We start from the raw sequence: 23,079 nt of genomic DNA, 5'->3' as shown, positions 1-23,079 counted from the left end.
TGAAGGCTTTTCATATTATTCTATCGCTGTTCTGTATTGCGCTTTCACAAGCCCGGCATACACGCCTTCTTTAGCGAGCAGCTGCTCATGGTTTCCTTCTTCTATTTTCTTGCCGTGATCAAGAACAATGATGCGGTCGGCATCGCGGATCGTAGACAATCTGTGGGCAATCATCACTGCTGTGCGCCCTTTCAGTAGCGTTTTTAGTGCCTGCTGAATTTTCACTTCCGTCTCTGTATCAATACTTGCCGTTGCTTCGTCAAGGATGATAATAGCCGGATCGGCGAGCAATGCTCTTGCAAAGGAAATGAGCTGACGCTGACCAGCAGACAGTACGCTGCCCCTTTCCTCCACCTCTGTTGCATATCCTTCTGCTAAATCAGAAATAAACTCATCCGCTCCGACCGCTTGGGATGCTTTCATCACCTCTTCATCCGAAGCATTTGGCCTTCCAAAACGGATATTTTCCATGATGGTCCCGGAAAAAATAAATGTATCTTGCAGGACAATGCTGATTTGAGAGCGCAGACTGGCAATAGAGAGATCCTTAATCGGTATACCGTCTATTTTAATGGTGCCTCCGGTCGCATCATAAAAACGGCTGATTAAATTGGCAATCGTCGTCTTTCCGCTCCCTGTATGCCCGACAAGCGCAAGCGTCGAGCCAGCAGGAATAGAAAAGGAAACGGCATGAAGGGCTTTTCGTTTTTCATCATACGAAAATTCAACCTCTTCAAAGCTGATCTCCCCATTTATCTTTTCATTATGAATGGCATTCGGCTTCTCCTTGACATTTGGCTCTTCGTCCAGAAACTCAAAAATCCGTTCTGATGATGCCATTCCCATTAACAGTTGATTATAGACCTGACCCAGTCTCGAAATAGGTTCCCAAAACATCCCCAGGTAGAAAGCGAAAGAAACGAAGACGCCAATCGTAATGGTTTCATTCATAATGAGTGTGGCGCCATACCAAATCAAGACAGCCGTCCCAATCGCATTCGTCATTTCCACCAGCGGACGGAACATGGCATTTTTTTTAGTTGCTTCCCGCCATGATTGGTAGTTCTCCTGATTGACACCGTCAAAATACGCCATGTTTTCTTCTTCCTGCGTAAATGCCTGTGTGACCCGAATGCCTTGAATGCTTTCGTTTAGATGAGAGTTGAGCTTTGATTGCTTGAGCCGTACCGTTTGCCAAGATCGGCGTATTTTTTTTCTGAGACTTGTTGAAATAAAAAACATAATCGGCAATGTCACCATGATGGCTATAGTCAGCTCAGGGCTCAGCGTAAACAAAATAATAATCACGCCGGCCAGGAGAAGCAAGTCGGTCAATAAATTGATGACTCCGCTTGTAAATAGCTCCTGAAGAGAGTTAATATCATTCATGATCCTGACTAAGATCGATCCCGCCGACCGCTGATCAAAAAATCGGTGGGATAAGCGCTGCACATGTGTAAATAAATGCTGCCGCAAATCGAAAATGACATGCTGGCCAAGCTGATTCATCCACCTGATTCTTAACACATTGGCGGCGTAATTAAGGACATATAAACCGCTAATGATTAAAATGAGCTGAATCAGCAGCTCCGGGTTTCTCGCCGTAATCGCCTGATCAAGAACATAAACTCCGATCAGAATGGGGATCACAAGCTTCACAGCAGTGCCAATCAATACGGTGAGAAAAGAAAGCGGCAAAATGGTTTTTCGATATGGTTTGACATAGCTCAGCAGCCGCCACATTTGAGCCCAGTTAAACGGCTTTTCAATGATTTCATCTGAAGAGTAATAGAAACGCTCTAAAATCCCCTGTTTTTTCGCTTGTTTCATTTGGCCCCTCCCTATCCGACCTCATGCGGCTCATTCATCATTTTGACATCACGGTATTGCAAATCGTAAATCTTTTTATAGTAGCCTTCTTTTTCAAGAAGCTCGTGATGTGTTCCCCTTTCACAAATGCGTCCTTTATTAAAAACGAGAATTTCATCGGCGTGTTTCAGTGAAGAAATGCGGTGAGCAACGATAAAGGTTGTGCGGTTTTTCATGACTTCTTTTAAGGCAAGCTGTATGCTGTGCTCCGTTTGCATATCTACTGCACTTGTGGCATCATCCAATATTAAAACGCTCGGGTTCAAACAGATGGCTCTCGCAATGGCAATACGCTGTTTCTGTCCGCCGGAAAGCCCCATTCCCCTCTCTCCCAGCATGGTGTCATACCCATCAGGAAGCTCCATAATAAAGTTATGGGCCTGCGCCCTTTTTGCTGCTTCGATGATGTCTTCCATTGAGGCATCCGGCCGCCCATACGAAATATTTGATCGGATCGTGGATGAAAACAGGAAGGATTCTTGAAGTACGACTCCGATATTGGAGCGAAGCGTTTTTAACGAATAATCTGTGATGGGTTTGTGATCAATGGTAATCGTTCCGCTAACAGGGCTGTAAAATCTGGTCAGAAGCTGTGTCACTGAACTTTTTCCCGAACCCGTCGGGCCTAACAGTCCGATTACCTTCCCACTGTTTGCCTCAAAGCTTACATTGCACAGCGCGTTTGTTTGTTCTTTTCCGTATGCAAGAGAAACATTTTTGAAATGGACATCTCCAGTTAATTTTTGTTTACATAAAGCAAGAGGATGATCTGTAATGTCTTCTTCTTTTTCCAGAATGTCGAGCAGGCGTTCACCTGATGCTTTTGCTTGAGAGAACATATTAATGACAAAGCCTAAGTTCATAATCGGCCACATCATATAATTGACAAGGCTGAAGAAAGCAACAAGTTCACCGGGATTGAGCTGATTTTGCATAACCAAGTATCCGCCGTATGAGAGGAGAGCTACAATACAAATGTTACCGATGAACTCCATTAAAGGGAAATACGCAGACCAGATGGATGATGTTTGTAAATATTGTGCTCTGTACTCTGCATTGGCTTTATTGAAAATACTGACTTGGAAATCTTCTCTGGAAAGAGATTTAACCGTATTGATGCCACTGATATTTTCCTGCACTTTTGTATTGAGCTTTGCAAACGATTTGCGGATGCCTCTGAAGGCAGGATGGACTCTTTTATCAAACCGATATACCACAACAGCGAGAAATGGCAGAACTGCTATTGTCACGAGTGTGAGGGGAACAGAATAGTAAAACATAACCGTAAAGCTGATGGCTACCAGCAGGCCGAAGCGAATGAGCTCAGCGAGGCCGTATGATAAGAAAAAACGAAGCCCTTCAACATCAGCTGTCAGCCTGGACATCAAATCTCCTGTTTTCGCGTTATCATAATAAGAAAAAGAAAGCCGCTGCAGTTTTTCATACAGGCTATTTCTCAGCCGATAAACGGATTTGATTCCAAACATATCACCTAAATATTGGTGAAAAAAGGTAGCGGTTCCTTTCAAGGCCATTACCGCAATAAATCCCAAGCTGACCCATGCTGCAAGCTGATACTGCCTTCCCAGTACGATCTCATCAATCGTAATTTGCAGGATAATCGGATAAACGACAGTAACCGCAGTCATTAAAAGCATGGCTAGAAGCGACCACAAAAACACTTTTCGGTACGGCCAATAATACATTTTTAATCTTTTAAATGTCTCCATATCCAGCACCTTTCCAACATTTATCATCTTTACTATATCGATACCCGAAATAAAGTTCTATTATTTTTCAAAAATTCAGTCTAATTATGGAGTGAGTCTCTTACTTTATAGGGAGTAATATATGTAGAATAAACGCTTACAGAAAATCATTGTATGCTAGGAATACTTGGGGATATGCCAATGACATACAGAAAAACCGGATGGCTGAAATGCCGTCCGGTTTTCATCCCCCGCTGACCGGCGGTATGATGGCCACCGTGTCACCTGAAGTTACAGAGGTATTTTCTTTTACATAGCTTTCGTTAACGGCAATCATAGCCGTATCAAGGGATTCAAGACCATATTGTTCTTTTAGGCTCGCTTTTATTTCATCTATGGTTGCTTGTTCCATATCTATTTCTAGTGCTTGTGTGCCGGCCTGTTCAGCAAGCCCTGCAAATAAAAGTATTTTAATCATGCTGCTCTCCCTCGCTTAGGTCTGGTTTTCCATTCGGATAAGCTGTTGTTTCAAGCTGGTCGCCGATCCATTGCTCACCATCTTCCCAAATTTCTTTTTTCCAAATCGGCACAATCTGTTTAATTCGTTCGATCGCATACTCATTGGCTTCATAAGCAGCTTTGCGATGGGGAGAAGATACAGCGATCACGACCGCTGCTTCACCGATATCCAGCACACCTATACGGTGCGTGATTGCAGCGGAAGCGCCTTCCCATTTTTCTTCGATTTCAGCTCCGATTTGAGCAAGCATTTGCACGGCCATCGGTTCATATGCCTCATATTCAAGCCGAACCGTTCTTTTTCCGTTTGTCCATTCCCGAACCGTGCCAATAAATGTGGTAATTGCCCCTGCTTCCCGTTTCTCCACTTTTTTAATGATGTCTTCAGTAATAATAGGTGTTTTCGTAATCTCAAACCGTTTCATTATGCAGATTCCCCCTTCAGCTGTGAAAGCACAAAATCCACGGCAACCGGATCATCCGCATGAAAAACGGGCAATCCCTGATGCTCTGTCATATGCTCTTTTTTCCTATAGATGATGGCGATTATATTTACTGCCTGCAGCGCTTCCAGATCTTCCTTTTCACGTAGGATGACCACTTTAGGATAAGGGGCTTTTTTAAAGCCTTCAATCAGAAGACAGTCTGTTTCGAGAAATTGATATAACTCAATCAGCCGTGCCAAATCCCAATTGCGGCGGACTGTCAGCTGTAACACACCAGCACCTTCTACCGCTGTCACATCAGCACCTGCCGCCTTGTAACGGTCCGTGTCTTTTCCTTCCGTGAACGTTTGCGGTTCACCGCCGTGACCATGATGCTTCAGGCAGCTCAAATGAGCCCCCTGTTCAGAGGCTTTTTCAAGAATACGCTCGATAAACGTTGTTTTCCCGCTGTTTTGAAATCCTACAACTTGGACGATTGGGAAAGGACGGACCAAGGCCACTCACTTCCATTCTCTTCTCTGATGAGCAGCACTTGAACCGTTCTGCCAGATTCGTAGCCTCTCGTCCCGCCTGGCAGGATAATGAAAGCATTGGCTTCTGCAAGTGACGTGACAGAGCTCGACTTATCTAATCCGACGGGTGTCGCCAACAGCTTCCCTTCCTGATGGTGCACAAATGCACGAACAAATCGGGTAAACGGGTTCGGCTTCGGAAAATCTTTGGCCAGCACAGCTTCCGCACAAATCGAATGCGGTGTTTTATTAAGCAGCCATGTCTGGATCATTGGCTTGACAAACAGTTCAAAACCGACATAGCATGCCGACGGGTTACCTGAGAGGCCAAACAGCAACATATCGTTTGCATGCGCCACCGTTGTCACGCTGCCCGGGCGCATGGCAACTTTATTAAACAGCACGTCTGCTCCGAGTTTTTCATAGATCGCAGGCAAAAAGTCAAAATCACCGACTGACACACCGCCAGTTGTGATCAGGAAATCCACCTTTTTCATCGCTTCTTTCACTGCAGCAAAGCTTTTATCCAGCTCATCAGAGATTTTCCCTAAATAAAGCGGTGTTGCGCCAGCTTCTATCACTTGTGCATATACCATACTCGCATTGCTGTTGCGGATTTTTCCCGGTTCCAGCGGATCACTGACATTCAGCAATTCGGTACCTGTTGCGATAATCCCGACAACAGGCTTTCTCACCACAGGCACCGAAGCGTATCCGAAAGTTGCCAATAGAGCAGTCACTCCTGGTGTCACCCGGGTGCCCTTTCTTAGTAAAACACTCCCTTTTTGAGCGTCCTCACCAGTTTTTGAAATATTATCTCCCGGCTGAAAGCGGCGCTTTAAAGACATAAATGACTTCCCATTCTCCTCAAAGGTTTGAGTCAGTTCAATCATGACGACTGCATCTGCCCCTTCAGGGATTTGCGCGCCGGTCATAATCCGCACGGCCTGAAACGGACCAAGTTCTTTTTCAGATACTGACCCCGCTCCAATATGGTCAATGACTTCAAACCGAATTGGGTTTTCACGTGAAGCTTCTGCCGTATCGCACGCTCTGACAGCAAAACCGTCGTATGGCGAACGGTCAAACGCGGGTACGTGGTGATCCGCAGTTATATCTTCGGCTAAAAATCGATGAAGGCTGTCTTCAAGCGCCACCCATTCTGTTTCACCTTGTTTTTGAAAATGGCAGACACGCCGAACTGCCTCGTCTACCGGTATCGGTGTTCTTTTCTCCAGCATTCTGACCCCTCCTGTTGTTACAATCCAATCACTCTTGCCAACACGGAATTGGCTTCTTTCACATCATTTGTTCCATGCACCAGTGCCCGTCCGTCATTGAAAATGACAATTCTGTAATCCTCGTAAAAAATATGCAGCAAAAACGAATTAGCCTCGACCTTGCCGATTTTTTTCAGCCGCTTAACGAGTTCCTGTTTCGGAATTCTTTTTAATGATTCCGACCTTATCTGTACTGTATCACGGCCGCATAGTACAGCGGCTTTCGGCGTGTTCCAATCCTGAAGATAGGGATATACCGCATTTGCTCCGCAAGACGGGCAATCCTCACGGCGTACATGATCAACGTTAATCTTCATATGCGAATTGTTCCAGACATCAAATGTCACAAAACCGCGCTGTATTGCTTCTATTTGGCCTGTTAACAGCTTTAATGCCTCAGCTTGCTGATATGCTGAAACGATATGCACAGCCGGCGGAATAATGCCGGCAGTATCACACGTCGCCCCGCCGACTGGAATTTGCTCAAACAAACAAGACAGGCAAGGGGTTTCTCCGGGAATGACCGTCATGAACATTCCCTGGCTGCTTACACAGGCGCCATAGACCCACGGTGTCTTTGTTTTCTGGGCAAGATCGTTTATCAGCATGCGGGTTTCAAAATTATCTGTCGCGTCGATCACGACATCTGCTTTTTCAATCAGCGGCTCTAGCGTTTCGGCTGTTCCTTCGGTAACATATGCTTCAATATGTATGTCGCTGTTAATTGCTGATAGATGCTCTTTGGCAGCCATGGCTTTCGGCATGCGGAGTTTGGCATCGCTTTCTGTATAAAGCTGCTGCCTTTGAAGATTACTCCACTCCACATAGTCACGGTCAATAATGGTAACAGTACCGATTCCCGCTCTCGAAAGCCCTTCAGCGCTTGCAGTGCCGAGCGCTCCCGCGCCGACAACCAGCACATGGCTGTCTGCCAGCCTTTTCTGGCCCTCTTCCCCAATTTGCTTAAATCTGATCTGCCGTGAATAACGTTCCTCCATCAAACCTGTTCTCCTTATCTTTTATGTCATCTTATCATGTTATTGCTCCGTCAGTCCCGTCTGAAGGAGTTCAACTTATCGTCCAAACAGCTAAAATCATCGCGTGTATTAATATTGATAAACTCTGCCGGACTTGCTCCGATATCTTCAGCCTGTACGTAACAAACCGACATTCTGCCTAATAAATCTGATATTCTCAGCCTTTTCTCAGAAAGCTGATCGTATAGAACCGGCATGATACGTTTGTGGTAAATCGCAATCAATGGCTGCATTTGTCCGTCTGAAATCGGGACTACCGCGTCCGTATCGGCAGTCATCAGACGTTTGAGCTCCAGCATCGTCCTTCTTTGTATCAGCGGTGTGTCACAGGAAAGAACAGTGTAAAAATCACCGTCGGTCTTTTTAAAAGCGGTATATATACCAGCCAATGGCCCCATGCCTTGAAATGGCTCAGCATCTTGATACACTTCATTTTCACCGTTTTCTTGAAATCTATCAATAAATTCGGGACGGCTGATGATAACCGTATGTTCTCCAAGTGCCTCTTTAGCGCATTCGTAAAGCATCCTGCCCTTCCATTTGACAAACGCTTTCGGTTCTCCAAATCGCCGCGAGGCTCCCCCTGCCAGCAGTACGTTTACATGCTTCATGTCATCTCACCTCTAGTTCGTTAAAAGCATAGCAAAAGCAAAGGCTCAACGCTACTGCTTGTCTGTTTATTAAAGAGGAATAGCTGTTCAGTATTTGCATATTGTAGTGTTAACATCATGAGGGAGATGGTTCGAATGAAAAGATCAGGTCCTTTTTTCCACGACGTGTCTCAGGAGAACCTTTATTTAAAATCTGAGCTTTCAAGGTGCCATAAGCTGATCTCTGAACTTGAAGCAAGCTACTTTCACCAGAAAAATAACAAATTGCTCAAAGAAAATAACGATATGAAAGAAAAACTCCAGCAGTTGACTGCCGAATTAACACAAATGTCAACAAAAGAAAAACATGCCTCCCACACCAGCCAATCTCTGCACCAAATAAGAGCTGAACTGCTTGATAAAATCGTTGTTTTACAGGAGCTTCTATCTGCTGAAACCTATAAACGCAGAGCCGAAATCGAAGAAAAACATAAGCTTCATATTGCTAAAATCAAAATCGAAGAAGAAAATAAAAATCTTCATAAACGTATCAGTCAACTTCAGGCCTCTATTGAGCAGGAGCAGAATGCACTGCTTCAGGCAAAACAGCAAGCCGAATTGATAAAAGCTGAAAACGGGCGTCTAAAAGAGCAAATGGTAGAAAAAGAATATCAGCTACAACATATTAAAATAGAAGTTGATCATATGAAAGATCGAATCATAGAAACGAAAGAAAGATTGCTAGACATCGAAAAAACGAAAGAAAAATTATTTCACGAAACTATTATATCGTATAAACGGCAGCTTGATGAAAGCGATGCCTGGATTGCTTCTCATTTTGCCGATATTGATGGCAACACGAAACAAAAAGAAAAAACAGAAGAAGCTCCAGCGGTCTACGCGCAGCCAAATCATGTAGAAACCATCCTTGAAGATGTCACAAAACAGATACATGTGCTTCAAAAACAGCTTACCCGCGCCCAATCATCAGACCAGGCCATGAGCCAAACAATCGAAGGGCTGAAAAACAGGGCCGCTGAAGAAAAGCCATATCAAAAGTGGGTGTATAAACTTAATCTTGAAAAAGAAAACAAACCTTCACAGAAAAAAACCAAATAAAAAACTGCTTGAGCAATGCCAAGCAGTTTTTCTGTATATTTATTCATTTGCTGATTCGGCTGATTCTGCAGTTTCGATTTCACCTTCTAAAATGTACTGGCCGCGATACGGCTTTTTCACTTCCGGGTACATTTTAATTAAGCTTTGCATAAACGTTGTCATATTAGGGATTTCAAGACCGCTTTCTTTTTCAATCTCTTTTTGAAGCTCGGAGCTTTTAATCGCCGCGTTATGGCGTTTTAATGTTTTAATGGCAGCTTCACGCAGCTTAGCTGCTTTTGATCCCGGTCTTGCCGTTCCTCTTCTTCTTCGTGTTGTTCCGTCTGGTATACCGGCAGGAAGAGAGGAAATAGATTGAAGCTGAGGCTGCACAGACTGCTGCTGTGATTGCGGCTGATAGCTTCTGATTTCCTGAGCCGCAAGCTCAGCGAGAACAGGCAGAGAGTCAGGCTTTTTTTCAGAACGGAAATCCTTTTTGATTTCGGAAGGGCTTCCATTTCTGTCCAGCTCTCTTAATTTTGCGTATATTTTATCACGTTCAATTTGATATTCACGAATGACTTTCACTTCAGCTTCATTTAATTGTTCTAACCGCAAGCGCAAAGCTTCTCTTTCATTAAACATTCCTCAATGTACCCCCTATCAAAATTAACATCTTTAATTAAGATATTAGATTACAAAAGTAATTTTATCAACTATTATTTTAGCATTTTACTATTATATTTACTCTATGAAAAATTCCTTATTTTCTGAAAATGTTTTATTTTTCAAAAGAGTCCTTTATTCTCAAGGGATCAAGGGGCTTTCTAGTTTATTTGGTATAATGTTGAAAATATATATTTTACTTACTTCTTTCAAGAAATTTAGTGTAATATCTACAATTTTCGAGTTTCGAGATATGTGATTTATCTAAAATTGAGGAAAAACATCAAAAATTAGCTGTTTTTTTAGCGTATGAATGAAACAAATCATCATTTCCTATGCCCAAATCTGGAAAAATAAGCTTCTTACTCTTCTTCCATTGCTTTATTGCACAAATAAAAACCTGATGAGATCAGGTTTTTAGGAAAAACTATTCAGATACTTGCTCCGTTTCAGCCAAAACACGGTTCACACGTTTCTCAAGCATTTTCATACCGCTACCGCCGGCTTGAAAGTGACGGAGCTGTCCTGTTTTATCAAACACATAATACGCAGGTACATATTCATTTTCAAATGCATCGGTTAAAGCATGGTCACTGTCAACAAAAATCGGCTGAATGATATCGTGTTCAGCAGCTGTTTCTTTAATTTTACCAAGGTCAAGATCATCTTCGGAACGGGGCATATGCACAGCTACAACATTCAGTTGATCTTCATATTTATCACGAAATTCATTCACTTGCGGCATTGCTTCTTTACACAAGTGACAGCTGATGGACCAGAAATGAATAAGCGTCGGTTTTTCCCCGATCAATTGCTCTCTCGTCACTTCACCATTTAACCAAGCTTTTTCTCCCGTCAATTCAGGCATTGGCTGACGTAATTTCATTGCATTTCCCTCCTATTAAACAGAAAAGCCTAACAAATATGCTAAACCTTTTTCGTTCTTAGAAAGATTTACAGTGTTTTTTGGCCTGGTTTCCAGTTAGCCGGACAGAGTCCGCCAGTCTGCAGCGCCTGAAGAACACGAAGCGTTTCATCCACATCACGCCCAATGTTGTTATGGAAAACAGTTTGATATTGAAGCTCCCCTTCAGGATTCATAATAAACAATCCGCGTAAAGCCACACCTTCTTCTTCGATTAAAACACCATATTCACGGGATACCTCATGGTTTGTATCAGCAGCAAGCGGATATTTCAGCTGGCCAAGACCGTTTTCTTTGCGGTCTGTATTGATCCAAGCTAAATGAGTATGGATCGTATCAGTTGAAACCCCGATGACTTCTGCATCAAGATCTTCGAACTCGTCATAGCGGTCAGACATTGCTGTAATTTCTGTCGGACAAACAAAAGTGAAGTCCATTGGATAGAAAAACAACACCGTCCATTTGTCGTTTTTCATGTTTTCCTCAAGACTTACTTTGCCAAATTCTTTGCTTGCAAGAACTGCTTCCATTTCAAAACGAGGAGCTTGTTTACCTACCATACGTTCTGCCATATGTATCCCTCCAATTTATTGTTTGGCTTAAACGTCGACATTTCATAAAAACAAAGGTTTATTAACCATATTTTGTTATATTGCAACACCATTATATAAATGTAGATTTCCTAAGTCAATTTTTAACAAATCATGTATGTCTTTGGCTTCGACATTTTTGAATAAAACGTTTAACATGGTCATGTACAGGGTATCTAGTCTCAATGTGCAGCAATCAATTCAGAAAAGGAGCTCAACATGGACTTTATTAATCAATATGATTGGGCGGGACTTATTACAAATGCCGGTGTTCTGCTCATTAAACTCGCTATTATGATATTGCTCTATTTTATCGTTCGATCATTAGGCATAAAAATCATTAAACATCTATTTGCAAAATTCGAGGAACAGAATAGTTTGTCTATCGGACGTGCACATACGCTCCGAAGCCTGACTCTTAACATATTTGCCTATACATTGATTTTCATATTCTTCGTCATGGTTCTTGATTTGTTTCATTACGATCCAAGCGCTCTTTTAGCGGGGGCAGGAATCGTCGGCCTGGCTGTCGGATTTGGCGCCCAAGGACTTGTCAGTGACATCGTGACAGGTTTTTTTATTTTGCTTGAGAAACAATTGGATGTCGGAGATTATATTACGGTTTCTACCTTTGACGGAATTGTCGAACAGGTTGGCTTAAGAACAACTCAAATCCGCAGCTTTGACGGAACACTGCATTACATCCCCAACAGAAATATTACAAACGTGAGCAACCATTCACGGGGAACCATGCAGGCACTTGTTGACATTAAAGTGCCGGCTGAAAGAAACATTGATGAAATGATTCACATTTTACAGCAAGTATGTGATGAAACGGCAGCCGCTCTTCCGCAAATAAAAGAAGGCCCAAATGTCATCGGGATTCAAGAACTGGGGACTTCTGAAATTGTGTTCAGAGTCATTGCGAAAACAGAAAATATGGAACAGTGGCGAGTCGAGCGAGTGCTTAGAAAGGAAATAAAAACCGCGCTTGACCGCGCTTTTCCTAAAGAAACTGAATAATAAAAGAACCGAAGCTCTTTGCTTCGGTTTTTATGTTACTGAATTCTGCTTTCAACTTCGCTGCAAATTTCTTCAGCCGTCATCCCGGAAGCTGTAATGACAGGTGCTTGTGTTACCGTATCGGCTATCCCTTGCACATTATTATCAAGGCCTGTTACGACACAGCAGTCACAGCCTTGTGCATCGGCAGGGCTTTTCATCATCACAACGTCATATCCTTTTTCTTTTAAAGCAGCTTCTACATCTGATAACGATTGTTCAATTCCAATTTTTTTAGCCATTATTGAACACCTCCGTTTACTAGAGTGCTCATTTTATGGAATTTTATTCTTTCATTTGTACTTAATTGGCATAAACAGAAAAATAACCGGTCATGACATTAACCGCTGTTTCTATCGCATTTTCATCGGGGTTCAGCTTAGCGTGATGAAGCCCGTGTTCAGAATCAGCGCCGAGCCAGAACATAAAGCCGGGATATTTTTTCAGCATGTAGCCAAAATCCTCTCCCGTCATTGCTTCTTTTGCTTCAATTACTGTCGCCAGTTGATGTTCAGCAACAAAAGACATAAATTCTTCTGTCAGTCCGCTCGTATTGTAAACTTGGTGATATACAGACGGATAAGTCACTTTTCCTTTGCAGCGGAATCCAATTTCGATTCCTTTCACTATATCTTCAATCCGTTCCTTTACCTGTTTCATCGATTCTTCAGAAAGCGTGCGAATCGTGCCTTCCAGGTGGGCCGTTTCGGCAATGATATTTTGTGCCGAGCCTCCGGTAATGGTACCAACTGTAATAACAGCGCTGTCTAGCGGATCTGTGTTTCTAGAGATGATCGTTTGCAGCTGGGTGACAAGTGTACTTGCCGCTACAACCATATCCTCAGCCAAATGCGGATATGCCGCATGTCCCCCTTTGCCTTCCAGATCGATGACAAGCTCTGATGTATTCGCAAATAGAAGGCCGCTTTTTGTCGAAATGGTGCCTACCGGAAGCTCTGGTGCAATATGAAGCGCAGTGATGAAATCAGGCTGCCACTTTTTTAATACATCGCTCTCAAGCATTGGTTCCGCACCGCCAGGCCCTTCCTCTGCCGGCTGGAACAGAAAAAGCAAATCATGTTTGACTGGATGGTGAACAAAATGATCAATAATGCCGAGCGCAATCGTCATATGCAAATCATGTCCACAGGCATGCATGTTGCCGGGATGCTCTGATGCGAATGGAAGACCTGTTTGCTCTTCAATGGAGAGCGCGTCGATATCCGCTCTGTACGCCAGCATTTTTTCCGGCGCCGTCCCGTTCACCTTTACAAAAAGCCCTGTTCGCCATTTTTCAATTTCAATTCTGTCTTTGGGATATTGTTCTAAGACTTGTAATAAATACTGCTGGGTTTTGAACTCCTGAAACCCCAGCTCCGGTATCCGGTGCAAATCTCTGCGGATTGCGATGAGCTCCTCTTTCTTCATTTTTCATTCCTCCTGGCTATACGAATAAGGCGTGGATATATTATCCACGCCTTTTTTATCAAACTTTCCTTACAGCTGGCGTAATTCCTGCTTGATTTCAGTTTTGCCTTTTGTTTTTTCATCAATGTCTTTGATTTTCTTAGCTGGTGTGCCTGCTACAACAGTGTATGGCTCAACGTCGTTTACCACGATCGCTCCAGCAGCAACAACAGCTCCTTTACCTACTGTTACGCCTTCAAGCACAACAGCATTTGCGCCGATGACAACATCGTCTTCAATCACAACCGGTTTAGCGGATGGCGGCTCAATAACACCCGCAAGTACAGAACCCGCGCCGATATGGCAGTTTTTCCCGACAGTAGCTCGTCCGCCAAGCACAACGTTCATATCAATCATTGTGCCTTCGCCGATAACTGAACCGATATTAATAGAAGCGCCCATCATGATGACTGCGTTATCACCGATTTCAACTTGGTCGCGGATGATCGCGCCCGGCTCGATACGCGCTTTGATATTTTTAAGATCAAGCATTGGGATCGCAGAATTGCGGCGGTCATTTTCAACCACATAGTCTTCGATTTTGCTTTGGTTTTCTTCAATTGCTGTTTGAATTTCGCTCCACTCACCGAAAACGACACCAGTGTTTCCGTTGATAAAAGCTTTCGCAGCTTCGCCGAAATTGATGCCTTCCAGCTCACCTTTCACGTAAACTTTTACAGGTGTAGATTTTGTGCTATTTTGAATAAATGAAATAATTTCATTTGCGTCCATCATTTTCATATGTATAGTCCTCCTCCTGATTTTCTACCTCATTACTGTATCAAAGGAAAGATACAAAGACAAGAAAAAAAGGAACAGCCGCTTTAGCAGTTCCCGGTGGGCGATCAGACAGCGCACCCGCTTTTCTTAGCGAATTGTTTCCCGAAGTTTATTAATTCTTCCTCTTCTTCACCTTCTGGATTATTTTCGATTTTTACCGAAGGGAGCACAATGTCGCCACCGCGTTCTTTTAATTTTGCCTCAAGCGTATCAACCGCTCCACAGAAAAATTCATATGCTGTATCACCGGAACCGAATACAGCGCATGTTTTGCCGGAAAAATCAATCTCATCCATGTCTTCAGCCAGATCTAAAAATTCATCAGGCAGATCGCCGTCTCCCCACGTATAGGTTCCCATCATAATATGGTCATAATTGTTAAACAGCTGGGCATCACTAATATCCATTGCTTCGAAACGGTCCACTTCTGCTTCCGCCTCCTGAAGCCCCTTCTCAATCAAATCTGCCATTGCTTCAGTGTTGCCTGACATTGTTGCATAAACGAGCAAAATCTTCGCCAATTCGCTATTCCTCCTCTAATGAATCATTGCAGAAACTTCGTACGGTTGGACAAATTTGCATTCATACAAGCCTGCACAAAAGAAATTCTCTTTCTGATTGGCCACTCTCCATCCATGCCCCTTAATGGTATCGAACCATTTTAACGACCGGGCTTCGAGATCAACCTGGTAAATTCTCGAAAAACCGTTTTCATCTTGTGTTGTAGTGACATATATAATGCCATCATCCTCTGAAAGATCAAGAAATGATTCTTCATTTCTGATCATACTGGATTGTATGGTGAATTCTTCATCAGACAAAAGATTCCGTATAGTGACAGCTCCGTGCTTCCCTTTCACAGAACCCATCGCCGCCACCAGCCAATTTTCATTGAACACGAGCATGGATGCCGTCATCCGTTTTTTTTCTTTTTTGACAATTTGGACAGTGTCACACTTAATGTCATAAGCCCATATGCCGCCAAAATATTCGTGTATTTGCGTGCCGATGAAAAGATTGTCCCCATGCAGGCATAACGACCTGATAACAGGAGGATTATCACATTCAGCAAAAGGTTTGGCTACGCGCCATGAGACACCAAAATCATCCGATACATAAATACAATGCTTGCCATGGGCGCAGACAAATCCGTTGTTTCTGCCGGTAATCGCCCACACTGTTGCATTTGTCGGAAAGCTCGACATCGTCCAGGTATTCCCTTCATCAGCTGAACGAATGATCATTCCCTTTTCACCGACGCCAAATAAGTAAGGCCCTATATAACTGATACAGTGTATCTTACTTTTCAAACGAAAAAGCTTTCTCCAGCCCCGCTCCATAGAATAATGAAAAATGCCTTCTCTTTGTACCGCCACAAAATATCCAGAAAACGCCGATGCCGTGACAGCAGTTGCTCCTTTATGAAACATGGCTTTTTTCCTTGCTTATAAAATCTGCCCATGCAAGAAAACCTCTCGCAAACGCTCGGCAGCTTTCCACATCTTCATCTGTTTCAGGGGCTAATTCGATTTTTAGTGTTTCCTGGTAAACAGCAGCTCCCGACTCTTGCAGCATGGCACTGAACAAATTCACCGCTTCGCAAAACTTTGGATAAGAATAATCGCCAGATCCGAAGCAGGCTGTTTTTAAACCATTAAGCTGAAGCTGTTTGACCTCTTCGAAGAAATCCTCCGCCTCGTAGGGCAAATCACCGTCCCCCCACGTATAAGTGCCAATCAGTACATAATCATAGGATGTTAAAGCCGACGCATCCGCATCGTCTATCTCGACACAATCGATATCCAACTCATATTCCTGAAGCGTTTCTTTTATTATGAAGGCAATGTCTTCTGTATTACCTGACATGCTGGCATATGTAATCAAGGCTTTAGCCATGTTATCACCTCATTAATTGATAATGATTTTCAATATCATATGTATCACTTTAAATGATAATGATTCTCACTGTCAACATATAAATAAAAAAAGACAGCACATCGCTGTCTTTAAAATGGATTTTCCTGATCCAGCATATCCTTTATTACTTGTACAAAAGCTTGGACTTGTTTCAGTTCAAAGGCAGGCTCATAGCCTAATAACCATGTATCCCGACCGATCGGATGCCCTTTCAGGTCTAACAGAGGCATTTTATTCACTTTATCTTCATTTTGAAGGGTAACAGACGGCAAAATGGCATAACCAATTCCGTGCAGCGCCATCTGTTTGCACGTTTCAATCTGATCAACCAATATCGTCTGTTTTGGCGACGTTTTAAATTTTTGGTGCCACCAGTGCTGTATTTCCTGAAAATAAGTACTGTCACTTTTAAACTGGATAAACGGCCGTTCTGTATGGGCAATATCTTCGATGCAGGAAATTTCAGTATCTACTAAATACAGATGATCTGTCATTAAGTAATCTTTGCGGCCCTTCCACTCAGGGTTGCCTCTTATTATGCCGATATGAACCTGATCCTCATATAAGCTTTTCAGCATTTCGCTGCTCCACCCGGTTATGAGCGAGATCTTTGCATTCGGATACTTTTCAACATACGTCTTCAGGACTTTAGGGAGCCAATGCTGACCGATTATAGAGGCGACGGCAAGCTTCAATGTGCCGTGAATTTCACCTTCAAGTTCATCAATATTTTCTCTTATTCTTTCCTGCTCTAATGTTACATCATTCGCAAACTGAATGATTTTCTCCCCGGCCGGCGTTACCGTTAATCCTTTTTGGGATCTTAAAAAGATTTTTGTGCCCCAGGCCTTTTCAATGGTTTGTAAGCGCTGAGATAAAGCCGGCTGAGATACGAAAAGCCGTTCCGCCGCCTTTCTCATGTTTAATTCCTCAGCTAAAACTACGAGCATATGAAGCTCTTGAAGCTGCATGTCGTCCTCCTTTTTATTATCAATAAGTTTTTCTTATCTCCCATTCTAATAAAACCTTAGTTTCTGATTCAAGCCCTATTCTCATTTAAATTATGTATGCGCTTTCTTTTTTGCTCTGTCAATATAATAAAAATAGGCCTTAAAGCCTACTTATTCAATGAGCGTATGTGCTTATTCAATTCCTTTAAAACGACTCTTCTCGTAAAAATTCCTTCAAACACCTGCTCGTCATTTTCAACACAAACAAATCCGTTATTAATGACCATGCCGAATCCCTTCATAATCGGATCATTGATATGAAGGCGCGGAATATCAGTCAACATGACTTCCTCAACAGTAATTTGGTCAAGCTTTTCAAACTCAATTCTTTCAAGTCCAAAAATACTGTTCATGATCATATTTGTCCCGATTAATCCATGTAAACGATAGGAAGGATCAAGAACCGGGATGGCTGTGTATCCGGTTTTTGTCAGTACTAATAATGCGTGCTCAAGGTTATTTCCGACTTGCACGTGCGCTACTTTGTCCGCCTCAATCATAAATTGTCCGACTGTTGCCTCAAGAAGCTGATCTGATTGTAAGCTTATCATGTTTTCGACCCCTTTTCATTTTCATCATCAATACATTCCCTATATTGCAATAATATAAACTTTATCAGTATTTGTCGAAAAGTTTCCTTTCAATAAAAAAGATACTCTTTGTGGAGTATCAATTATAGGGTGTTCCATTAATTTTCAAATCGAAATCGGTCGTATAGCGTTACAAGTTTTTTGTAGGTGGTTCCGTCAACGTTTTTGGTCCCTGTCTCTATATCGTTGATCTCACTGCTTAATAGCTCGATGGCATACTCATGGTTGATCAGGATATTCAGCAGAAGTTTTTGTTCTTCTTCTGTAAATCGTTCACCGATAAGACTCATTCGCAATCAGGCCCCCTGTTTTATACTGAATACCTCTGAAAGCAAGACAACTTACTTTCAGCTCTACCGCTAGAATAAGTAATCAGAAAACAAACGTCAACCGCATAATTCGACATTCCCCTTGGCATTTCAGCCAGAATTATTTTGTGAAACGATTTGCATAGCTGAATGCAGTGTATGAATCCGGCTTTATTTTGGCCTCAATCCCCATGGAAGTGATACGTCCTGTCATTTCTTGGATCAGATCTTTTGTAAGACCTTTTTTCCCAATATCCAAGTGGACTTCAAAGGTAAGATCCGCCCCCTCACCGGCAAAGGGCAGGAGCAGATCGGTAATATCCATTAAGTGTCCATCAAGAATATGAGCGGCCGTTTCTTGGCTGTAGGCCGTTTCTAACGAAATCTTTTCCCGAAGGCTATGTATGGGTCTGTTGACTGTATGATTTTTCAAGCAGCCCCAAGCTCCCTTGCCTGTACGATGCAAATGCAATGCGGTAATAAACTTTGTGTAATCACGGTAAACCTGTGAATCGGTTCCGATCGATAACACATAAGAAGAACGGGGATCCTTTTGAACAAAGGATTTAAGCCGTTCCATCACATCTTGAAAGGTCATCTGTGCTTCTGAAAGATTATAAAACAGAAAAGAATCAGCCATCACGACACTCCTTTTCAAGGATTTACAACCATGAAACAAGTATGTTCCTTACATGTTTATTTCGATTACTTTTGCAAAGGCGGAAGCTTCCTTCCTCCTATTTCAGGAATCTTACTGAAGAAGTTCAAAAATTTCGATTGAAACCATGTCGATATTATCAAACGGATATGTGTTAGGTTTTTCACCTTTTTGGAAAACCGTCAGTTCAAACGTTTGATTTTTTTCGAAATATTTAACACTGCATATTTTCTCACCATTCACTTCGAAATAACGCTGCATTGGCTCGTTAGCCGCTTCCGCTGTTTCTTGCAGACTTTGCAGCCGTGTGATGATACCCATTAATTGTGACATTCTAAAAAAAGACTCCTTTCAAAAAGCAACTTCAAATCAACAAGTATTTATTATAATACAAGTTCTATTGAGCATCATACCATAAAGTCGGACAGGATGGCATTTTCACTGTCGAATTTAAGTAAAGAAAAAAAACGAAAAAAAACGATTTTTCTTTAGTTTGAGGCTTTTTTTGAATGTCATGCACACAATTAAGATTTTTTTCGAATTCTTGCAGCATAACAATACCTTTTTGCAACTTTGTCAAAACCTTCTTTTTGATGTGCAGGTGAAATTCCACGCGGCCATACCTCTTGGCAGTCAGATAGAAGTGATAAAACAATTTGAATGAAATACGTAATCGTTCCAAAGAGAATTTTCCGCCTAACCTGGTGCAGCAGTGTCAGAAGTATTCGGCACTGAATGTTCCTTTCTGTGTTAACCGTTTACCACTAGTTAGGTTTATTGTTTCAGTGGATTGTCCTATGCTTTGACAAATAAAAAAACTTGGCGGGGGTAGCGCCAAGTTTTTTCGGATCTTGATCTGATAGAGGGGTTGGGGAACAGAGAGTAGCTTCTCTCTATAATTAAATGATAATGATTCTCAGTATCAATGTCAATCGTTTTTTGATATTTTTTTCAATTCATAAAAAAAACGGCCTTTCAGCCGTTAAATCAGTCCGTCCTGCTCATATAAATAAGAATATGGCAAGTCTATAAATAAATACATTTGATCATCCATCGGATATGAAAACGTTCTAATCATTTCACCTGTTTCCAAATCACTATACAGATCACTGAAAAAACCTTTTCTGAGATTTCTCATTCGCATAATGTTCTCCAAAAAATAAGGACGCCAGCTCCAGTTTTTCTCCGCATATTCCGGCTGATAAATCCATTCTCCATCTTGCTTAAACACATTTCCCGTCAGCTGATCGCCTTCCCCATCACACATGTAAATTCTAAAGCTGCAATCTGTCAGCTCTTCCGCCAGTTTTTTAATAAAATCATCATCAGAAGACAAATTGTTTTTTCTCAAAGAGGTCACAGCTTGATGCACTCGTTTGTAAAACTGTTCGGAATGCTCATAGACGGTTTCCAGCTTCTTTTTCTCATGTGTGATAAATTGGTGAAATTCAGTTTTAAGTCTATGTTTCAATACATCTCTCTCTAGAAACGTTTCAGATGGAGACACCAAGTAATAGCCCTGAAAGTAGCGGCCTCCGTTTCTCCAGGCGTACTGAAGCTGGAAGTTCGCCTCAATGTCTTCATACAGCAGCGCCGCACCGATTTTTCTTGCTAATAAAGAGATGCTGTACAGCACATGCTCATATGACGGTGATGGCTGTGATACTTTCAGCGCCTGCAAATCGATTTTTAACAGATCTGGTGAGAGCAGTGCGATTCTGTCCAAGTTGCTGCTTTCTTTTCCGATATTGTCAACTGCGATTTTGATTCCGTATGTACGATAGTATGCAAGCATATGGTAGAGCTGCTCAATATCCCCTTCAAAATTGTGCTCTGTAATTTCTAGCACAAAACGGTGGAGTTCGATTCCCTTTGCTTCATATTCTTTCAGAAGCTCCAGAAAACTTTCACCATGATCCAGCATCAGCAGATTGGCATCCTGATTCATAAAAATCAGCAGATCAGAATCGGCCTCTAAAAAGCGGTCAAGAGCCTGGCGGATAATTCTGTTATCAACCTCTAATTTATATTCTTCGGGTATCCCCGCGTCTAAAAAGAAGGGCCCGAGACTTTGGATTTCTGAATCTGCCAAAATTCGTCCAAGCACCTCATATCCGACGATCTTCTGTTCCTCGGCACTGAAAATCGCCTGGTAATATGGAAGGACATCATCAATGTTCGTTAAAATATCAAGTGGATCCAACATGTTATCACCTGCTTCTCTATCTTTGTCTGATTATACCACATTGAATCCAAAGATTAATATTCTTAAAACGGATAAGGATTCAGCCATTGCCCCCCGTCCATTGTGATACAATCCCCGTTTATATAGGATGCTTCATCTGAAAGCAAAAATGCTGCCAGAGCGGCGATTTCTTCCGGTGTCCCCAGCCGGCCGAGCGGCACACTGTTTATAGTGCGAGCCTTTGCTTTTTCCGATTCAAATAGTTTCTCAGCACCGCCTGTTCGTTCAATCGGGCCGGGAGCTATCGCGTTTGTGCGGATGCCGTATTGACTCCCCCACTCAACGGCCAGCGTTCTTGTCAGTGACAATACCCCCGCTTTGGCTGCAGCGGAATGAACGACCCCTGCTCCCGCTCCCCAAGCGTACGTGGCTGCCATATTTAAAATGACACCCTGCTGCTTCTGGTCAATCCAATGCCTTGCCGCGGCTTGGCTGCAAAAAAATGTACCGTTTAAAACAATATCAATAACGGCTTTCCACCCATTGGGCGTTAGCTTTTCTGCCGGACAAATAAAATTACCGGCCGCATTGTTAATCAGCGCATCAAGCCGGCCAAAGACTTTTACCGCTTCTGTAATCATGTCTGAAGCGGCGGAATCAGAACGGACATCCATTTGAAAACAGGCGACCTGCCCCTCAAAGGTCTCAATTTCTTTTTTTGTTTCTTCAAGTGCTTCATGGTTCCTGCCTGTCACCATAACGTGCCATCCTAATTCAGCCTGTTTTTTTGCCATCGCTTTTCCCATACCGCTTGACCCGCCGGTAATGATAACCGCCTTTTTTTCCATGTTTCTCCCCTCCTGTTGTGAATGAGTATTCATTCAATATTATTCTATCATTATACCCCTTCCTCTGTCAGTACATGCTGATATGAGATTTTTATCAGATACAGATGATATAATAGAAAAACTCTATTAAAGGTTGGTTTGAAATGAAAAAGATGTCCAGAAGACAATTTCTCAAAGGAATGTTCGGTGCTCTTGCTGCCGGGGCTTTAACGGCCGGCGGAGGCTATGGGTATGCCAGATATTTAGAGCCGCATATGATTGAGACAACCGAACACACAATAAAAAGCTCTCTCATCCCGCACGGATTTGACGGTTTTAAAATCGTGCAGTTCAGTGATACACACTTGAGTGATTATTTTACACTCGAAGATTTAAAAACAGTCATTCTTACAATTAATGAATCGAAACCTGATCTCATTGTTTTTACAGGTGATATCATCGATAATCCTGATACGTATCAGAACCACCAGGCAGTCATTCCATTGTTGAAAAAGCTTAATGCTCCCTTCGGCAAGCTTTGTATTTACGGCAATCATGATCACGGCGGCTATGGAACTGCTGTTTACAAAAGCCTGATGTCGGCTGGCGGTTTTACGGTATACCGGAATGGCTATCAAACATTATCGCTCGCAGATGGCAGCGAAATCGAGATTGCATCGCTTGATGACTTAATGCTGGGTAACCCAGATTACGAAGGAATCCTTTCAAGGCTGAGTGACAGACTTTTTTCCATTCTTCTCGTCCATGAACCTGATGCAGCCTTGAAAACAACAGATTATCCTGTAAATCTTCAGCTTTCCGGCCATACACACGGCGGCCAGATTCAGCTGCCTTTTTACGGACCGATTATTACGCCTCCATATGGAAAAGTCTACACAGAGGGAATGTATCAAACGGGCAGCAATCATATTTACGTCAACCGCGGCCTCGGGATGACCAGGCTGCCTTTGCGGTTTCTGGCCAAGCCTGAAATCACTGTCTTTACCTTAAAAAGCACAAATTAATGTAGCAGG

Annotated in this window: 27 protein-coding genes; 3 read left to right on the top strand and 24 right to left on the bottom strand. The window is 42.6% G+C overall.

Annotated features, from left to right (window positions below):
• Positions 1-15: 15 nt before the first annotated feature.
• The 8 genes from MY9_RS07925 to MY9_RS07890 form a co-directional block, all read right to left on the bottom strand.
• On the bottom strand, positions 16-1,830 hold the full coding sequence (locus tag MY9_RS07925) for an ABC transporter ATP-binding protein (protein WP_014663811.1): 1,815 nt from the start codon (positions 1,828-1,830) through the stop codon (positions 16-18).
• Between the two features lie 11 nt (positions 1,831-1,841).
• Positions 1,842-3,599, bottom strand: coding sequence for an ABC transporter ATP-binding protein (locus MY9_RS07920; protein ID WP_041521321.1), 1,758 nt, complete (start codon positions 3,597-3,599; stop codon positions 1,842-1,844).
• A 223-nt stretch (positions 3,600-3,822) separates the two neighbouring features.
• Entirely contained in the window at positions 3,823-4,056 is a 234-nt protein-coding gene (gene moaD, locus MY9_RS07915) for a molybdopterin converting factor subunit 1 (protein WP_014663809.1), read from the bottom strand.
• Positions 4,049-4,522 carry a molybdenum cofactor biosynthesis protein MoaE gene (locus tag MY9_RS07910; protein WP_014663808.1) on the bottom strand — a complete coding sequence of 158 codons (474 nt, stop codon included), beginning with the start codon at positions 4,520-4,522 and terminating at the stop codon, positions 4,049-4,051. The genes moaD and MY9_RS07910 overlap by 8 nt, the downstream gene beginning before the upstream one ends.
• On the bottom strand, positions 4,522-5,043 hold the full coding sequence (mobB, locus tag MY9_RS07905) for a molybdopterin-guanine dinucleotide biosynthesis protein B (RefSeq protein ID WP_014663807.1): 522 nt from the start codon (positions 5,041-5,043) through the stop codon (positions 4,522-4,524). Before mobB ends, MY9_RS07910 begins: the two co-directional genes overlap by 1 nt.
• A complete protein-coding gene (locus tag MY9_RS07900) occupies positions 5,004-6,296 on the bottom strand; it encodes a molybdopterin molybdotransferase MoeA (RefSeq protein ID WP_014663806.1) in 1,293 nt (430 codons plus the stop codon). Before MY9_RS07900 ends, mobB begins: the two co-directional genes overlap by 40 nt.
• 17 nt (positions 6,297-6,313) lie before the next feature.
• Positions 6,314-7,333: a molybdopterin-synthase adenylyltransferase MoeB gene (locus MY9_RS07895; protein WP_014663805.1), complete on the bottom strand. Its 1,020-nt coding sequence runs from the start codon at positions 7,331-7,333 to the stop codon at positions 6,314-6,316.
• Positions 7,334-7,383: 50 nt separating this feature from the next.
• Positions 7,384-7,983, bottom strand: coding sequence for a molybdenum cofactor guanylyltransferase (locus MY9_RS07890; protein ID WP_014663804.1), 600 nt, complete (start codon positions 7,981-7,983; stop codon positions 7,384-7,386).
• Between the two features lie 135 nt (positions 7,984-8,118).
• On the opposite strand from MY9_RS07890, the gene cse15 reads away from it, so the two are divergent.
• Positions 8,119-9,081 carry a spore protein Cse15 gene (gene cse15, locus MY9_RS07885; RefSeq protein WP_014663803.1) on the top strand — a complete coding sequence of 321 codons (963 nt, stop codon included), beginning with the start codon at positions 8,119-8,121 and terminating at the stop codon, positions 9,079-9,081.
• 39 nt (positions 9,082-9,120) lie between these two features.
• On the opposite strand, the gene rok is transcribed toward cse15, so the two are convergent.
• From rok to ahpA, 3 genes are all read right to left on the bottom strand, one after another.
• Complete coding sequence (gene rok, locus MY9_RS07880) at positions 9,121-9,705, bottom strand: transcriptional regulator Rok (RefSeq protein WP_014663802.1); 585 nt, start codon at positions 9,703-9,705, stop codon at positions 9,121-9,123.
• 448 nt (positions 9,706-10,153) lie between these two features.
• A complete protein-coding gene (gene ykuV, locus MY9_RS07875) occupies positions 10,154-10,612 on the bottom strand; it encodes a thiol-disulfide oxidoreductase YkuV (protein WP_014663801.1) in 459 nt (152 codons plus the stop codon).
• A 68-nt stretch (positions 10,613-10,680) separates the two neighbouring features.
• Entirely contained in the window at positions 10,681-11,223 is a 543-nt protein-coding gene (gene ahpA, locus MY9_RS07870) for a biofilm-specific peroxidase AhpA (protein WP_014663800.1), read from the bottom strand.
• Positions 11,224-11,460: 237 nt separating this feature from the next.
• Between ahpA and mscT the strand changes: the two genes are divergently transcribed.
• Positions 11,461-12,264 carry a small-conductance mechanosensitive channel protein MscT gene (gene mscT / locus MY9_RS07865; RefSeq protein WP_014663799.1) on the top strand — a complete coding sequence of 268 codons (804 nt, stop codon included), beginning with the start codon at positions 11,461-11,463 and terminating at the stop codon, positions 12,262-12,264.
• Between the two features lie 35 nt (positions 12,265-12,299).
• On the opposite strand, the gene MY9_RS07860 is transcribed toward mscT, so the two are convergent.
• The 13 genes from MY9_RS07860 to fadH form a co-directional block, all read right to left on the bottom strand.
• Positions 12,300-12,545 carry a YkuS family protein gene (locus MY9_RS07860; protein WP_003232382.1) on the bottom strand — a complete coding sequence of 82 codons (246 nt, stop codon included), beginning with the start codon at positions 12,543-12,545 and terminating at the stop codon, positions 12,300-12,302.
• 61 nt (positions 12,546-12,606) lie between these two features.
• Complete coding sequence (locus tag MY9_RS07855) at positions 12,607-13,731, bottom strand: N-acetyldiaminopimelate deacetylase (protein ID WP_014663798.1); 1,125 nt, start codon at positions 13,729-13,731, stop codon at positions 12,607-12,609.
• A 69-nt stretch (positions 13,732-13,800) separates the two neighbouring features.
• Entirely contained in the window at positions 13,801-14,511 is a 711-nt protein-coding gene (gene dapD, locus MY9_RS07850; protein ID WP_014663797.1) for a 2,3,4,5-tetrahydropyridine-2,6-dicarboxylate N-acetyltransferase, read from the bottom strand.
• A gap of 104 nt (positions 14,512-14,615) precedes the next feature.
• The gene (locus tag MY9_RS07845) at positions 14,616-15,071 is read right to left on the bottom strand and encodes a flavodoxin (RefSeq protein ID WP_014663796.1); all 456 of its coding nucleotides are present in this window, start codon (positions 15,069-15,071) and stop codon (positions 14,616-14,618) included.
• 15 nt (positions 15,072-15,086) lie between these two features.
• A complete protein-coding gene (locus tag MY9_RS07840) occupies positions 15,087-15,980 on the bottom strand; it encodes a WD40/YVTN/BNR-like repeat-containing protein (protein ID WP_014663795.1) in 894 nt (297 codons plus the stop codon).
• Entirely contained in the window at positions 15,970-16,446 is a 477-nt protein-coding gene (locus MY9_RS07835; protein ID WP_014663794.1) for a flavodoxin, read from the bottom strand. The genes MY9_RS07840 and MY9_RS07835 overlap by 11 nt, the downstream gene beginning before the upstream one ends.
• 110 nt (positions 16,447-16,556) lie before the next feature.
• Positions 16,557-17,438, bottom strand: coding sequence for a transcriptional regulator CcpC (gene ccpC / locus MY9_RS07830; protein ID WP_014663793.1), 882 nt, complete (start codon positions 17,436-17,438; stop codon positions 16,557-16,559).
• 146 nt (positions 17,439-17,584) lie between these two features.
• The gene (gene cbpB, locus MY9_RS07825) at positions 17,585-18,028 is read right to left on the bottom strand and encodes a cyclic-di-AMP-binding protein CbpB (RefSeq protein ID WP_003218674.1); all 444 of its coding nucleotides are present in this window, start codon (positions 18,026-18,028) and stop codon (positions 17,585-17,587) included.
• A 137-nt stretch (positions 18,029-18,165) separates the two neighbouring features.
• Entirely contained in the window at positions 18,166-18,363 is a 198-nt protein-coding gene (gene abbA, locus MY9_RS07820) for an AbrB antirepressor AbbA (protein ID WP_010886502.1), read from the bottom strand.
• A gap of 133 nt (positions 18,364-18,496) precedes the next feature.
• Positions 18,497-19,015: a ribonuclease H-like YkuK family protein gene (locus MY9_RS07815; protein ID WP_014663792.1), complete on the bottom strand. Its 519-nt coding sequence runs from the start codon at positions 19,013-19,015 to the stop codon at positions 18,497-18,499.
• 111 nt (positions 19,016-19,126) lie between these two features.
• Complete coding sequence (locus MY9_RS07810; RefSeq protein ID WP_003218671.1) at positions 19,127-19,366, bottom strand: YkuJ family protein; 240 nt, start codon at positions 19,364-19,366, stop codon at positions 19,127-19,129.
• Positions 19,367-20,015: 649 nt separating this feature from the next.
• On the bottom strand, positions 20,016-21,239 hold the full coding sequence (locus MY9_RS07800; RefSeq protein ID WP_014663790.1) for an EAL domain-containing protein: 1,224 nt from the start codon (positions 21,237-21,239) through the stop codon (positions 20,016-20,018).
• A 62-nt stretch (positions 21,240-21,301) separates the two neighbouring features.
• Positions 21,302-22,066 (bottom strand): 2,4-dienoyl-CoA reductase, encoded by a 765-nt coding sequence (gene fadH, locus MY9_RS07795; protein ID WP_014663789.1) that lies wholly within the window; start codon positions 22,064-22,066, stop codon positions 21,302-21,304.
• A gap of 143 nt (positions 22,067-22,209) precedes the next feature.
• Here fadH and MY9_RS07790 point away from each other — a divergent pair, with 143 nt between their 5' ends.
• The gene (locus tag MY9_RS07790) at positions 22,210-23,070 is read left to right on the top strand and encodes a metallophosphoesterase (RefSeq protein ID WP_014663788.1); all 861 of its coding nucleotides are present in this window, start codon (positions 22,210-22,212) and stop codon (positions 23,068-23,070) included.
• Positions 23,071-23,079: the final 9 nt, after the last annotated feature.

Origin of the sequence: Bacillus sp. JS, assembly GCF_000259365.1 — a bacterium.
In the GTDB taxonomy this organism is placed as follows: domain Bacteria; phylum Bacillota; class Bacilli; order Bacillales; family Bacillaceae; genus Bacillus; species Bacillus stercoris.
Note: the sequence above shows the minus strand (reverse complement) of the source record. Positions and strands in the feature narration are given on the sequence as shown.